The organism is Arthrobacter sp. CP30, from assembly GCF_053470025.1.
The window spans coordinates 158682-172480 of record NZ_JBQEMM010000004.1; the positions used below are offsets into that span (position 1 = coordinate 158682).

14 protein-coding genes are annotated in these 13799 nt (G+C 68.0%); 10 read left to right on the forward strand and 4 right to left on the reverse strand.

All coding sequences use genetic code 11. The features are described from left to right. The first annotated feature begins 63 nt into the window (after positions 1-63). The 5 genes from glyA to ACTIMO_RS07595 all read left to right on the forward strand — a co-directional run bounded on the left by glyA (position 64) and on the right by ACTIMO_RS07595 (position 5107). A complete protein-coding gene (gene glyA, locus ACTIMO_RS07575) occupies positions 64-1371 on the forward strand; it encodes a serine hydroxymethyltransferase (protein WP_321166891.1) in 1308 nt (435 codons plus the stop codon). A gap of 153 nt (positions 1372-1524) precedes the next feature. Continuing rightward, a complete protein-coding gene (locus ACTIMO_RS07580) occupies positions 1525-2415 on the forward strand; it encodes a bifunctional methylenetetrahydrofolate dehydrogenase/methenyltetrahydrofolate cyclohydrolase (protein WP_055770039.1) in 891 nt (296 codons plus the stop codon). 55 nt (positions 2416-2470) lie between these two features. Next, positions 2471-3412, forward strand: a complete 942-nt coding sequence (locus ACTIMO_RS07585; RefSeq protein WP_055770042.1) for an ABC transporter ATP-binding protein — start codon at positions 2471-2473, stop codon at positions 3410-3412. Continuing rightward, positions 3405-4277, forward strand: coding sequence for an ABC transporter permease (locus tag ACTIMO_RS07590; RefSeq protein WP_448182016.1), 873 nt, complete (start codon positions 3405-3407; stop codon positions 4275-4277). The genes ACTIMO_RS07585 and ACTIMO_RS07590 overlap by 8 nt, the downstream gene beginning before the upstream one ends. Continuing rightward, positions 4274-5107 carry an ABC transporter permease gene (locus ACTIMO_RS07595; protein ID WP_055770049.1) on the forward strand — a complete coding sequence of 278 codons (834 nt, stop codon included), beginning with the start codon at positions 4274-4276 and terminating at the stop codon, positions 5105-5107. Before ACTIMO_RS07590 ends, ACTIMO_RS07595 begins: the two co-directional genes overlap by 4 nt. 144 nt (positions 5108-5251) lie before the next feature. On the opposite strand, the gene ACTIMO_RS07600 is transcribed toward ACTIMO_RS07595, so the two are convergent. Continuing rightward, positions 5252-5956: a class F sortase gene (locus tag ACTIMO_RS07600; RefSeq protein ID WP_055770052.1), complete on the reverse strand. Its 705-nt coding sequence runs from the start codon at positions 5954-5956 to the stop codon at positions 5252-5254. A 13-nt stretch (positions 5957-5969) separates the two neighbouring features. After that, positions 5970-6749: a hypothetical protein gene (locus tag ACTIMO_RS07605; protein ID WP_055770055.1), complete on the reverse strand. Its 780-nt coding sequence runs from the start codon at positions 6747-6749 to the stop codon at positions 5970-5972. 171 nt (positions 6750-6920) lie between these two features. Here ACTIMO_RS07605 and ACTIMO_RS07610 point away from each other — a divergent pair, with 171 nt between their 5' ends. From ACTIMO_RS07610 to ACTIMO_RS07630, 5 genes are all read left to right on the forward strand, one after another. Continuing rightward, positions 6921-7409 (forward strand): hypothetical protein, encoded by a 489-nt coding sequence (locus ACTIMO_RS07610; RefSeq protein WP_055770762.1) that lies wholly within the window; start codon positions 6921-6923, stop codon positions 7407-7409. Between the two features lie 52 nt (positions 7410-7461). Further along, positions 7462-8313: an exodeoxyribonuclease III gene (locus ACTIMO_RS07615; protein WP_448182017.1), complete on the forward strand. Its 852-nt coding sequence runs from the start codon at positions 7462-7464 to the stop codon at positions 8311-8313. Then, entirely contained in the window at positions 8306-9349 is a 1044-nt protein-coding gene (trpS, locus tag ACTIMO_RS07620; RefSeq protein ID WP_448182018.1) for a tryptophan--tRNA ligase, read from the forward strand. Before ACTIMO_RS07615 ends, trpS begins: the two co-directional genes overlap by 8 nt. Before the next feature lie 75 nt (positions 9350-9424). Continuing rightward, positions 9425-9952, forward strand: coding sequence for a 2'-5' RNA ligase family protein (locus ACTIMO_RS07625; protein ID WP_422391473.1), 528 nt, complete (start codon positions 9425-9427; stop codon positions 9950-9952). After that, a complete protein-coding gene (locus ACTIMO_RS07630; protein ID WP_055770069.1) occupies positions 9912-11000 on the forward strand; it encodes a YihY/virulence factor BrkB family protein in 1089 nt (362 codons plus the stop codon). Before ACTIMO_RS07625 ends, ACTIMO_RS07630 begins: the two co-directional genes overlap by 41 nt. Positions 11001-11229: 229 nt before the next feature. Here ACTIMO_RS07630 and ACTIMO_RS07635 read toward each other — a convergent pair whose 3' ends face one another. Together ACTIMO_RS07635 and sdhA are read right to left on the reverse strand one after the other, a co-directional pair. Beyond that, positions 11230-12018 (reverse strand): succinate dehydrogenase iron-sulfur subunit, encoded by a 789-nt coding sequence (locus tag ACTIMO_RS07635; RefSeq protein WP_055770072.1) that lies wholly within the window; start codon positions 12016-12018, stop codon positions 11230-11232. Then, the gene (gene sdhA / locus ACTIMO_RS07640; protein WP_055770074.1) at positions 12018-13796 is read right to left on the reverse strand and encodes a succinate dehydrogenase flavoprotein subunit; all 1779 of its coding nucleotides are present in this window, start codon (positions 13794-13796) and stop codon (positions 12018-12020) included. The genes ACTIMO_RS07635 and sdhA overlap by 1 nt, the downstream gene beginning before the upstream one ends. Between the last annotated feature and the right edge of the window lie 3 nt (positions 13797-13799).

A 13799-nucleotide genomic window follows, 5' to 3' on the forward strand; every position in this document is an offset into this window, starting at 1 on the left:
GCGGTCCGACGCCCGCCCGCGACTCAAGCTGACCTCGTGCGAGACCCAGAGAAGGATCAACCGATGACCACGTCGCCCATGGCCCCGTCCCATTCCGCAGCGGATACCGTCACCAACGCGCCCCTGTCCGAGGTGGATCCCGAGATCGCCGCCGTCCTCCGGGACGAGCTCGCGCGTCAGCGCGACACCCTCGAGATGATCGCGTCGGAGAACTTCGCTCCGCGCGCGGTCCTCGAGGCCCAGGGCAGTGTCCTCACGAACAAGTACGCCGAAGGGTACCCGGGACGTCGCTACTACGGCGGCTGCGAGCACGTCGACGTCGCCGAGAACCTCGCGATCGAGCGCGTCAAGGCGCTCTTCGGTGCAGAGTTCGCGAACGTCCAGCCCCACTCCGGTGCCCAGGCGAATGCCGCCGCACTCTCCGCGATGATCAAGCCCGGTGACAAGATCATGGGCCTCTCCCTCGCCCACGGCGGACACCTCACGCACGGCATGAAGCTCAACTTCTCCGGGAAGCTCTACGAGGTCGCGGCGTACGGCGTCGAGGAGGACACCCACCGCCTGGACATGGACCGCGTGCGGGCCCAGGCGGTCGCCGAGAAGCCGCAGGTGCTGATCGCCGGCTGGTCGGCCTACCCGCGGCAGCTCGACTTCGCCGCCTTCCGCTCCATTGCCGACGAGGTCGGCGCCCTCCTCTGGACCGACATGGCCCACTTCGCCGGACTCGTCGCGGCCGGCGTCCACCCCAGCCCGGTGCCCTACTCCGACGTCGTCACCTCCACGGTGCACAAGACGCTGGCCGGTCCCCGTTCCGGGGTCATCCTGGCCAAGCAGGAATGGGCCAAGAAGCTCAACTCCAACGTCTTCCCGGGACAGCAGGGCGGTCCGCTCATGCACGTGATCGCGGGCAAGGCAACGGCCTTCAAGATCGCCGGATCGCCCGAATTCCGTGAGCGCCAGGAGCGTGTCCTCGAGGGCGCCCGCATTATCGCCGAGCGCCTCACCGGGTCCGACGTCGCCGAGCACGGCGTCTCGGTCCTCACCGGTGGAACCGACGTCCACCTCGTCCTCGTGGACCTCCGCAACTCCTCGCTCGACGGGCAGCAGGCCGAGGACGTCCTGCACTCCGTTGGCATCACGGTCAACCGCAACGCCGTGCCGTTCGATCCCCGCCCGCCCATGGTGACCTCCGGCCTCCGCATCGGCACGCCGGCCCTCGCGACCCGCGGCTTCGGCGCCGCCGAGTTCACCGAGGTCGGGGAGATCATCGCGGCCGCCCTGAAGCCGTCGCCCGACGTCGTGGCACTGCGCGCGCGCGTCTCCGCGCTCGCGGCGGACTTCCCGCTCTACCCGGGCCAGGAGGAGTGGTAGATCCGATCCCACGCGCCGCCCTTTCCTCGAGGGCGGCGGCGTCACCGGACTTCGACATCCCCGCCGCGGAATGCTGCTTCACCGGCTGCTGCGACCGCGGCAAGGCATTCCTGCTCGAACAGCTGGACGAGCGACCAGAGAAGGATCCCTCCCATGAACAACGCCCGCATCCTTGACGGCAAGGCGACCGCCGCACGCATCAAGGAGGAACTGACCGAGCGCGTGAGCGCCCTGCGCGAGCGCGGGGTGACCCCCGGGCTCGGCACCGTCCTCGTCGGCGACGATCCCGGAAGCCACTCCTATGTCGCGGGCAAGCACCGCGACTGCGCCCAGGTCGGCATCACCTCGGTCCGGCGCGACCTGCCGGACACCATCACCCAGGAGGAACTCGAGGCAGTCCTCGACGAGCTGAACGCCGACGACGCCACGACCGGCTACATCGTCCAGCTCCCGCTTCCCGCCCATATCGACACCAACGCCATCCTCGAACGCATCGATCCGGCGAAGGACGCGGACGGCCTGCACCCGACCAACCTCGGGAAGCTGGTCCTCAACGTCAACGCGCCGATGGACTCACCCTTGCCGTGCACCCCGCACGGCATCGTCGAGCTCCTGCTCCGCCACGACGTCGAATTGAAGGGCCTCGACGTGCTCGTCGTCGGCCGTGGTGTGACGGTCGGCCGCCCGCTCGGACTGCTGCTCACCCGGAAGCAGATCAACGCGACGGTGACGCTGGCGCACACCGGGACGGCGGACCTCGCCGATCATCTCGGACGGGCCGACGTCGTCGTCGCCGCGGCAGGGATCCCGCACATGATCGGCGCGGACCAGGTGAAGCCCGGGGCGATCGTCCTGGATGTCGGCGTGAGCCGGGTGGAGGACCCGGAGACGGGCAGGGCGAAGCTCACGGGCGACGTCGATCCCGCCGTCGCGTCGGTGGCGAGCTGGCTGTCGCCGAATCCCGGGGGAGTGGGGCCCATGACCCGTGCCATGCTGCTGACCAACGTCGTCGAGGCGGCGGAGCGTTCGGCTGCCGGCAGCTAGTCCGCGCAACACCCATTGGCTTCTACCAATGGGAGTTCTCGCCTAGGCTGGGCGAGTGCCCACACTCTCCGCCGGTCCGCCGGTCATCTCCGCCCGTCAGCTGAGCAAGCACTACGGTGACTTCAAGGCCGTCGACGGCATCTCCTTCGAGGTTCCCGCGGGGGAGTCCTTCGGTCTGCTCGGGCCCAACGGTGCCGGTAAGTCGACGACCATGCGCATGATCGGCGGGGTGTCACAGCGGACCTCCGGAGACCTCACCATCATGGGGCTCGATCCCGAAGAGCACGGCCCGGAGGTGAGGGCGCACCTCGGGGTGGTGCCGCAGCAGGACAACCTCGACGAGGAACTCAGGGTCCGCGACAACCTCCTCGTCTACGGCCGCTACTTCGGTCTGCCCATGAGCTACCTGAGACCGAAGGCGGACGAGCTCCTGGAGTTCGCGCAGCTGACGGAGAAGGCGTCCGCGAAGGTGGACGCGCTCTCGGGCGGGATGAAGCGCCGCCTGACCATCGCGCGGTCGCTCATCAACGAGCCGAAGATCCTGCTGCTCGACGAACCCACCACCGGGCTCGACCCGCAGGCCCGGCACATCCTCTGGGACCGGCTCTTCCGCCTCAAGGAGTCCGGCGTGACCCTGATCCTCACCACGCACTACATGGACGAGGCGGAGCAGCTCTGCGACCGGCTGGTGGTCGTCGACAAGGGCCGGATCATGGCGGAGGGATCCCCTGCTCAGCTCATCCGCGAGCACTCGACGCGGGAGGTGCTCGAGCTGCGCTTCGGCTCGGAACGCAACACGACCGTCGCCGCCGAACTGCAGGGCATCGGTGCCCGGCTCGAGCCGCTGCCCGACCGCGTCCTCATCTACGCCCAGGACGGCGAAGCCGCCCTCGAGCAGGTCATCTCGCGGGGCCTCCGTCCGATCACCTCCCTGGTCCGCCGCTCCTCGCTCGAGGACGTCTTCCTGCGCCTGACGGGGAGGAGCCTCGTTGACTGAGCGGGTGCCCACCACCGACGGCGCGGTGACGGCTCCGCCGTACCGGCTGCACGCCCACAAGCCGGAGGTCTCGGCGTCCCGGGCGCGCGCGTTCGGCTCCTGGTACTACGCCGAGCACGTCCTGCGGTCCATGAACAGCTACCGGTGGACCCTCCTCGCCTCGAGCGTCGGGACGCCGGTGATGTACCTCTTCGCCATGGGGATCGGCCTCGCGACCCTCGTCGACCGGAACTCCGCCGGCGCCTTCGGCGAGGTCAGCTACCTCGCCTTCATCGCCCCGGCCCTCCTGGCCTCCGCGACGATCATGACCGCCGCCACCGAGTTCACCTATCCCGTGATGGACGGCTTCAAGTGGCGGCGCGTCTACTACGGCCCGCACGCCTCGCCCCTGAACACCGACCAGATCGTGCAGGGCCACATCATCGCCGTCACCGTCCGGCTGACGGTCACCACCATCATCTACTTCGTCATCGTCGCGGCGTTCGGGGCCTCACCGTCCGCCGCCGGCCCCGTGGCCATCCCCGTCGCGGTGCTGAGCGGCCTCGCCTTCGGGCTCCCGCTCATGGCCTACTCGGCCCGGATCGAAGAGGACAAGGGGCAGTTCGCGCTCGTCATGCGGTTCATCGTCACGCCGCTGTTCCTGTTCTCCGGGACCTTCTTCCCGCTCGACACCCTGCCGGTGTTCCTCCGCTGGATCGGCTGGATCTCGCCGTTGTGGCACGGCACGGAGCTGGGCCGGGCGCTGACCTACGGCTACGAGCTCCCCCTCTGGCTCGCCGTGGTGCACGTGCTGTACCTCGTGGTGCTCGCCGTCGTCGGACTGAAGCTGGCCCGCGCGGTGTACGCGAGGAGGCTGGGGAAATGAGCGTGCACCTCACTGCGCAGGACTACGCGCTGGAAGGGTCCAGGCGACCGCTGGCGGCGCTCTACTCCCGTAACGCCCGGGCCGTGATCGCGCGCGGACTGCTCGCCACGCGCAGCAGCAACTGGCTGGTCATGGTCTCCGGGTTCTTCGAACCCGTGCTCTACCTCGTGTCCATGGGGGTGGGACTGGGAGCGCTCGTCGGGTCGGTCGAGGGCCCCAACGGTGAGCCGATCAGCTATGCCGCCTACATCGCGCCGGCACTCCTCGCGGTGTCCGCCATGAACGGGGCGGTCTACGACAGCACGTGGAACGTGTTCTTCAAGATGAACTTCGCCAAGCTCTACCAGGGCATGCTCTACACGTCGTTGGGTCCGCTGGACGTCGCGATCGGGGAGATCTTCCTGGCCCTCCTGCGCGGCGCCATGTATGCCACCGGCTTCACCGCGGTCATGGCGCTCATGGGCCTCATCACCACACCGGTGGCGTTGCTCATGATCCCGGCGTCCGTCGTGATCGCCTTCGGCTTCGCGTCCTTCGGAATGGGTATCACGAGCTTCATGAAGACCTTCCAGCAGATGGAGTGGGTCAACTTCGTGATGCTGCCGATGTTCCTGTTCTCGGCCACCTTCTATCCGCTGAGCGTCTACCCGCAGGGAGTCCAGTGGTTCATCCAGGCCCTGCCGCTGTGGCACGGCGTGGAACTGCTGCGTCAGATCAGCATCGCCTCCTTCACCCCTGCCGCGGCGGTCCACCTGAGCTACTTCCTGGTGATGATCGCCGTCGGCATGCTGCTCACCACCCTCAGGCTGCGGAAGCTGTTCCTCAAGTAGGTCCGGCGGTCTGCGGTCAGGACGCCCGGGACGCAGGACGTGGGACACCGTATCGATCCGGAGTCCTGCCTTGGACGACGGCGGCGGCGGGGCTGTGGCCCCGCCGCCGGTCGGAGCGTCCTGATGCCGCCCGGGTAGCCGGCCCTAGAGAACCAGGGTGGCGTACACCACGTAGTTGTCGTCGAACTCGCCCGTGTCGGGGTTGTAGCCGTCGCACGTGATCAGCCTGAGCTCAGAGCCGGGCGTGTTCCCGTACACCGTGAGGGTCGGGAAGTCGTTCTTCTGGTACGCCTCGCCGCGCTGGAACTCGAACACCGCGGTCGTCCCGTCCTCGCGGACCACGGTGATCCGATCGCCGGCCTTGAGGGCGCGGAGATCGGCGAAGACACCCTTGCCACCGTCGGTCGCGTTGACATGGCCGAGCATGACGGCCGGTCCGCGGTCGCCCGGGGTGGGCGACTGGTCGTACCAGCTCGCGGGTGCTCCGGGTCCGTCAGGTGGCACCTCGAGACTGTTGTTCTCGCGGAGGCCCAGGGCCAGCAGGTCGGTGCGGACACCGATCGAGGGGATCTCCAGCGTGACCGGGGCGGAGGCGGGAAGGACGTCGGGACCTTCGGATGCGACCGGGGCGGGTGCCGCAGCGGGCGCGGAGGACGGAGCGGCAGTGGGCACGGCCGTGGGCGCGGGGCTCGGTGCCTCGATCGGTGCCGCGCTCGTCACCGCGGAGGACGACGACGGGGCCGGCGTCGAAGCGGGAGCATCGGCCGATCCGCAGCCGGCGAGGAGAAAGAGGGCGGCCACCGCCGGGGCCGTGAAGCCCCAGCGATGGCCGGTGTTCCTACTGATCATGTGGGATCAGGGATTATGCGTTGTGTGCTGCGCGGCGGCGCACTGCGAAGGTTCCACCGGCTGCTGCCGCGAGGACCAGGCCGCCACCGAGGGCGATCATGCCCGCGGAGTTGGAGGAGGACTCGGTAGCGACACCCGTGTCGGCTCCGCCGGCAGGCATGGCGCCCATCTGCGTCTTCACGAGCGTTCCACACAGGGCGGGGGAGGTCGCGCCGAGGGGGAGCTCGGGTGCGATCTCGGACGGGCTGCCGAAGACCTCGGAGGAGACGCCGGCGGTCGCCGGGTCCAGGCCGTGCACGACGACGACGGCTACGCCGGCCTCGAGCGACTTCTGGGTATCGGCGTCCAGGGTGATGGTGCGCTGGATCGAGTACGTTCCACCCTGGCCACCGAGCTGGAGGTTCAGGCCCTCTGCCGGAGTGGTGGCACCCGACGTGGTCAGCGTGGTCTGGATGGCGCCGTATCCGGGTACACCCTCGGCGACGTTGACGATGCCGTCACCATTGGCGTCATCGGCGGGCGTGGGGCACTTGCCTGCCGCACCGCCGTGGATGTGCTGGACGTGGGGGTACGGGGCGTCCATGAAGGTCTGGGCGAGGCCCGAGACCTGCAGGTTGACCGTGGCCTGATCGCCCACGACGTCGAGGGTGATGGTGCCGGTGCCGGTCGTGCCGTTCAGCTGGCCGAGGGTCGAGGAGTAGGAGCCGTCAGCGGCCATCGCGGGGGAGCCCGCGAGGGCGACTGCGCCGATGGCGAGGGCCGGTACTGCGAGGAAGCGCATCTTCTTGTTCATGGGAAAGTCCTCCATAGTGCGAATGAGGCGCACCGTGGGGCGCGCACGACTGTACTTCGGGGTGATCCCGATCACGGATGGGAGCGGATGGGAAAAAACTTCGAAACCCCTGTGAGTTCGCCTGCGGTGGAAGACCGGGGGGTCGGTCGGCCGATGCGGGAGAATGGCCTGATGCAGTCTCTTGGAAGCAATGGGCGGCCTCAGGGCCGGGGTGTGAGCATGCGCATGGGCACGGCCGGGATGGCCGTCATGGTGGTCGTGTTCCTCGTGGCGGTCGTCTTCGCGGCCAACCAGAACGATGTGATCGGCTGGTTGGTCGCCATCATCTCCCTGGGCTGGCTCCTGATCTTCAGCTACGTGGTGCTGAGTCTCCGCTCCGCGGCACGGAAGGCCGCGGACCGGATCCAGGCGCACGGCGGGTTCGGCGGTGCCGGTGCGTCACCCGCGGGTCCGGTGGCCGTCGACAGGGCGAGGGACCTGAAGCTCGACCACAGCTTCAAGATCGTCCAGGTGCAGGTGGGCGTCGTGCGCGAGTACCTCGGCAAGGACGAGGGCATGGTGGAACGTGCACTCGAGACCATCGAGATCACCTCGCACAACGCGAGGTCCATGATGAAGGGCTCCACCGAGGGTCCGGTGGAGGGCACGGTCGTCGACTGAGCACCTCCCGACCGAGGTGAAGGGACACACCCTCCGGGGTAAGGTTGATCGAGTGAGTCCGGCATCGAACCCTCTGCAGGAACCCCTGCGTATCGCGTCCGTGAACGTCAACGGGATCCGCGCCGCCTACAAGCGCGGCATGCAGGAATGGCTGGACGGACGGGATGTCGACATCCTCTGCCTGCAGGAGGTACGGGCTCCCGACGCCGTGGTGCGGAGCCTCCTCGGCGACGGCTGGTTCATCCTCCACACCGAGGCCGAGGCCAAGGGGCGGGCGGGGGTCGCGATAGCGTCCCGCCAGGAGCCTTCCGCCACCCGCACGACTATCGGTGACAGCTACTTCGACACGTCCGGTCGATGGGTCGAAGCCGATTTCGAGGTGGGGGGATCGACCCTTACCGTCGTCAGCGCCTACGTCCATTCGGGCGAGGTCGGGACCCCGAAGCAGGATGACAAATACCGGTTCCTCGGGGCGATGGTCGCACGCCTGCCACAGCTCCGAGACGGAGCCGACCACGCCGTGGTCATGGGCGACCTCAACGTGGGTCATACGCAGCTCGATATCAGGAACTGGAAGGGCAACGTGAAGAACGCGGGCTTCCTTCCCGAGGAACGCGCGTACTTCGATCGCTTCTTCTCCGACGAATGCGGCTTCGTGGATGTCGCCCGGAACCTCGCGGGCGAGGTCGACGGGCCGTACACCTGGTGGTCCTGGCGGGGTAAGGCGTTCGATAACGACACGGGCTGGCGGATCGACTACCAGCTGGCCACCGAGGCGCTCGCGCAGAGTGCAGCCACCGCCGACGTCGATCGGGCACCGAGCTGGGATACCAGGTTCTCCGACCATGCCCCGCTCGTCGTCGACTACCGGATCCAACCCTCCAGGAACTCCTCTGATGACTGAACAGCACCACACGCCCGCCCCCGCCCGGCGGCAACGGATCCTCTCCGGCATGCAGCCGTCGGCAGGATCCTTGCACCTCGGCAACTACCTCGGTGCGCTCGTGCACTGGGTGCGCCTGCAGGAAACCCACGACGCGGTGTTCTTCATCCCCGACCTGCATGCCATCACGGTCCCGCAGGACCCGGCGGAGCTCATGCAGCGCACGCGGACGACCGCCGCCCAGTACATCGCTGCGGGGGTGGATCCCGACCGTGCCACGCTGTTCGTCCAGTCCCAGGTCCCCGAGCACGCGCAGCTCGCGTGGGTGCTCAACTGCCTCACGGGCTTCGGCGAGGCGTCCAGGATGACGCAGTTCAAGGACAAGGCGTCGAAGCAGGGCACCGATTCCGCCAGCGTGGGACTCTTCACCTATCCCATCCTGCAGGCCGCCGACATCCTCCTCTACCAACCGGACGGAGTTCCGGTGGGGGAGGACCAGCGCCAGCACGTGGAATTGAGCCGGGACCTCGCGCAGCGCTTCAACACGCGCTTCGGCGAGACCTTCGTGGTGCCCCAGCCCTTCATCCAGAAGGAGACGGCGAAGATCTACGACCTGCAGAACCCGACGGCCAAGATGTCGAAATCGGCACCGTCGCCCGCCGGGCTCGTCAACCTGCTCGACGACCCGAAGGTCACGACGAAACGGATCAAGTCGGCGGTCACCGACGCCGGGACGGAGATCCGCTTCGACCGTGAGGAGAAGCCGGGCATCTCGAACCTGATCGCGATCTTCTCGTCCCTGTCCGGGCGAAGCATCGCCGAGCTGGAGGACGAGTACGCGGGCCGGATGTACGGGCACCTGAAGGTGGACCTCGCCGACGTCGTCACCGAGACCCTCGCACCCATCCGCACCCGGGCCGAGGGGCTGCTCTCGGACCCCGCAGAGCTTGATCGGCTGCTGGCGAAGGGTGCCGCGAAGGCCCGTGAGCTGGCGGCGCCGACGCTCGCGGAGGTCTACGCACGCGTGGGATTCCTTCCCGCGGCGGGAGCCCGCTGACCCATGTGTGCTTCCACGGGTCTCCCCGGCCGGCTGGCGACGCCGTCGTCTCCGCCGGGACCGAGCGGCAGCTGCGTGGGCATCACCATCCCGATCCCCGAACCGCTCGCGGGTGACCTCGAGGCCTGGCGCGCGTCGTTCGGCGACCCCATGGCAGCCGTGGTGCCCCCGCACATCACCCTGATCACGACGACGCCGGCCTCCGACTGGGAGGCGACGATCGAGCACGTCCGGGCGGTCGCGCAGCACCAGCGGCCCTTCAGGGTCAGGCTCTGCAGCACCGGCTCCTTCCGGCCGGTCTCACCGGTGGTGTTCCTCAAGCTGGCCGACGGCTTCGACGAATGCGTAGCCCTGCATGCGAGGCTGCAGACGGGCCCGCTCGAACGTGACCTCGAGTTCCCCTTCCATCCGCACGTGACCGTCGCGCATGACGTCTCGGAGGCAGGAATGGATGCGGCTGTGGAGGAACTGGAGTCCTTCGAGGCGTCCTTCGACGTCCGGTCCATGGGACTGTACGAACACGTGCCGTCGGGGTTGTGGAAACTGAGGGAGGAGCTACGTTTTGGCGAAGTCGCTGACGGCTCCGAAACCACCACCCGTTGAGCAGCCCTCCCCGGCGAACCTGGCGGATCTGCGCCGGAAGGTGATCGATGCCCAGGTCCGGGTCGGGAGGCTGAAGCGCTCCGGCGATGGCGGCGCGGGTCTCCTCCTGGCGAGGGTGGATCTTGCGATCTCGCGGTTCTACACGCTGAGGCCCGTGCGCGTGGTCCTGCTGTACAACGAGCGCCGCGGCCCATTGATGGCGGCGGGGCTCGCCTACCGCCTGTTCTTCGCCATCTCCGCCCTGCTCGTCGTGGGATTCGCCGCACTCGGGCTGGTGGTCGCCGGCGACGAGAGCCTGCGCGAACTGTCCGTGGACGCCCTCGACAAGGCGGTACCGGGGCTGATCGACCTGCAGGACGACGGGGGCGGCCTCGTCACTCCCACCCGCCTCTTCGACGCGACCAGTGGCCTCGGCTGGGCCATCGTCGTATCCTCGGCCGTCATGCTCGTGACGGCGCTCGGCTGGATCGGTGGCATGCGCCAGGCGATGCGCGGGATCTTCGCGCTGAAGCCCGTCGCCGCGCCGCCCGTGGTCCTCTGGGCGAAGGACCTCGGGACCCTCGCGGTCCTGGGTGTGATCATGGTCGTGACGACCGCCCTCGGCGTCGTGGCGACGAATACGCTGGGAGCCCTCCTGAGCTTCCTCAACCTGACGAGCGTGAGCCAGCTCCTGACACAGATGGCCGGATTCGCGGTGATGATCCTGCTGGACATCCTCGTGGCCGTGGTCCTGTTCCGGTCCGCGTCCGCCATCGAGATGCCGCGTCCGGTCCTGATCCAGGGTGCGGTGATCGCCGGAGTCGGCACCACGCTGCTCCGCACCTTCTCCACCCAGATCCTCGGAAGCTTCGGCAACAATCCGCTCCTGCTGTCCTTCGCCGTGATCCTCGCGCTGTTCGTCTGGTTCTTCCTCTTGAGCCAGGTGTACCTGGTGGCGACGGCCTGGTGCGCCGTCGGGACCGCTGACGCCGAGACCGACGCCGAGCGGCAGCACCACGCGAAGGGCGGCACCCTCCGTCAGCGCAGCCGCCGGGGGAACCGCACCTGACCGTCCGCACCTGACCGTCCGCACTGGACCGTCCGCACTGGACCGTCCGCACCTGACCGCCCGCACCTGACCGTCCGCACTGGACCGTCCGCACTGGACCGTCCGCACCTGACCGTCCGCGTCTGCAGGGAGACGACGAAGGCGGCCCGTCGTGTGACGGGCCGCCTTCGGGCGGAGCATGGTGGCCGGGACCGAACGCCGCATCCGGCGTCGGTTCCCGAGCAGCGAGTCAGACCTTGCGGGTCAGGATCGCCTGCTTGACCTCCGAGATGGCCTTGGTGACCTGGATGCCGCGGGGGCAGGCCTCGGAGCAGTTGAAGGTGGTCCGGCAGCGCCAGACACCTTCCTTGTCGTTGAGGATCTCGAGGCGCATGTCCCCGGCGTCGTCCCGCGAGTCGAAGATGAACCGGTGGGCGTTGACGATCGCGGCCGGCCCGAAGTACTGGCCGTCCGTCCAGAAGACCGGGCAGGAGGAGGTGCAGGCCGCGCAGAGGATGCACTTCGTGGTGTCGTCGTAGCGGTCGCGCTCCTCGGCGGACTGCAGGCGCTCCTTCGTGGGCTCGTGGCCCTTGCTGACGAGGAACGGCATGATCTCGCGGTAGGACTGGAAGAACGGCTCCATGTCCACGATCAGGTCCTTCTCCACCGGCAGTCCCTTGATGGGTTCCACCAGGATCGGCTTGGAGGTGTCGAGATCCTTCAGCAGCGTCTTGCAGGCCAGCCGGTTGCGGCCGTTGATGCGCATGGCATCGGAGCCGCACACGCCGTGCGCGCAGGACCGGCGGAAGGAGACGGAACCGTCGTGCTCCCACTTGACCTTGTGTAGGGCGTCCAACACGCGGTCCGTGCCGTACATGGTCAGCTGCCATTCGTCCCAGTGCGCCTCGTCGGACACCTCGGGGTTGTAGCGCCGGACCTTCAGGGTGATGTCGAAGGTGGGGATCTCTCCACCGCCGCCGACGCCGGGCGCGAGCTCGACCTTGGAGGCCGGCTCCTTTTCCATCGTTTCGGTGCTCATCAGTACTTACGCTCCATGGGCTGGTATCGGGTGAAGATCACCGGTTTGGTCTCAAGGCGCACGCCACTGGTCTCGGTGGCGCGGGGGTCCTTGTAGGCCATGGAATGGGTCATGAAATTCTCGTCGTCCCGCTCGGGGTAGTCCTCACGGAAGTGGCCACCACGGGACTCCTTGCGGTGCAGGGCAGCGGCAGTCATGACCTTGGCCATGTCCAGGAGGAAGCCTAGTTCGACGGCCTCCAGCAGGTCGAGGTTGAACCGCTTGCCCTTGTCCTGCACGGTGATCCGCGTGTAGCGCTCCTCCAGCGTATCGATCACGCGCAGGGCCTCGACCAGCGTCTCCTCGGTGCGGAACACCTGGACATTCGCGTCCATGATGTCCTGCAGCTCCTTGCGGATGAGGGCCACGCGCTCCCCGCCCTCCGAGCTGCGGGCCCGGTTCAGGAGCTCCTCCGTCTCGGTGGTCGGGTTCTCGGGGATCTCCACGAAGTCGGCGGTGAGGGCGTACTCTGCCGCAGCGAGGCCGGCGCGCTTGCCGAACACGTTGATGTCGAGGAGCGAGTTGGTGCCCAGGCGGTTCGAGCCGTGCACGGATACGCAGGCGACCTCACCGGCGGCGTACAGGCCGGGTACCACCGTGTCGTTGTCCGAGAGCACCTCCGCCTTGATGTTCGTCGGGATGCCACCCATCGCGTAGTGCGCCGTCGGGAACACGGGCACGGGCTCGGTGTAGGGCTCCACGCCGAGGTACGTGCGGGCGAACTCCGTGATGTCGGGCAGCTTCGCGTCGATGTGTGCGGGTTCGAGGTGTGTCAGGTCGAGGAGGACGTAGTCCTTGTTCGGCCCGGCTCCGCGTCCTTCGCGGACCTCGTTGGCCATCGACCGGGCGACGATGTCGCGCGGCGCGAGGTCCTTGATGGTGGGGGCGTAACGCTCCATGAAGCGCTCACCCTCCGAGTTGCGGAGGATCGCGCCCTCGCCGCGTGCGGCCTCCGAGAGGAGGATGCCGAGGCCTGCGAGGCCGGTCGGATGGAACTGGAAGAACTCCATGTCCTCGAGGGGGATGCCCCTGCGGAACGCGATACCCATGCCGTCGCCGGTGAGGGTGTGGGCGTTGGAGGTCGTCTTGTAGACCTTGCCGACACCGCCCGAGGCGAACACCACGGACTTCGCCTGGAAGACGTGCAGTTCGCCGGAGGCGAGGTCGTAGGAGACGACCCCGGCCACGCGCTTCTGGATGCGGGTGACACCGTCCTCGGTGACCTCCTGGTCGACCATCAGCAGATCGAGGACGTAGTACTCGTTGTAGAACTCGACATTGTGCTTGACGCAGTTCTGGTAGAGCGTCTGGAGGATCATGTGACCCGTACGGTCCGCCGCGTAGCAGGAGCGCCGGACGGGTGCCTTGCCGTGGTCCCGGGTGTGTCCGCCGAAGCGTCGCTGGTCGATCCGGCCCTCGGGCGTGCGGTTGAAGGGCAGACCCATCTTCTCGAGGTCCAGGACCGCCTCGATGGCTTCCTTGGCCATGACTTCGGCCGCGTCCTGGTCCACCAGGTAGTCACCGCCCTTGACGGTGTCGAACGTGTGCCACTCCCAGTTGTCCTCCTCGACATTCGCGAGTGCGGCGCACATGCCACCCTGTGCTGCGCCGGTGTGGGAGCGGGTCGGGTAGAGCTTGGTCAGCACGGCGGTGCGAGCCCGCTGGCCGGACTCGATGGCTGCGCGCATTCCCGCGCCGCCCGCGCCGACGATGACGACGTCGTACTTGTGGACCTGCATGCT

Coding starts and splice junctions, on each gene's coding strand:
- glyA (WP_321166891.1), top strand. CDS start 64: ATGACCACGTCGCCCATGGCCCCGTCCCATTCCGCAGCGGATACCGTC.
- ACTIMO_RS07605 (WP_055770055.1), bottom strand. CDS start 6,749: ATGAACAAGAAGATGCGCTTCCTCGCAGTACCGGCCCTCGCCATCGGC.
- trpS (WP_448182018.1), top strand. CDS start 8,306: ATGACTGAACAGCACCACACGCCCGCCCCCGCCCGGCGGCAACGGATC.
- ACTIMO_RS07595 (WP_055770049.1), top strand. CDS start 4,274: ATGAGCGTGCACCTCACTGCGCAGGACTACGCGCTGGAAGGGTCCAGG.
- ACTIMO_RS07600 (WP_055770052.1), bottom strand. CDS start 5,956: ATGATCAGTAGGAACACCGGCCATCGCTGGGGCTTCACGGCCCCGGCG.
- ACTIMO_RS07635 (WP_055770072.1), bottom strand. CDS start 12,018: ATGAGCACCGAAACGATGGAAAAGGAGCCGGCCTCCAAGGTCGAGCTC.
- sdhA (WP_055770074.1), bottom strand. CDS start 13,796: ATGCAGGTCCACAAGTACGACGTCGTCATCGTCGGCGCGGGCGGCGCG.
- ACTIMO_RS07580 (WP_055770039.1), top strand. CDS start 1,525: ATGAACAACGCCCGCATCCTTGACGGCAAGGCGACCGCCGCACGCATC.
- ACTIMO_RS07610 (WP_055770762.1), top strand. CDS start 6,921: ATGCAGTCTCTTGGAAGCAATGGGCGGCCTCAGGGCCGGGGTGTGAGC.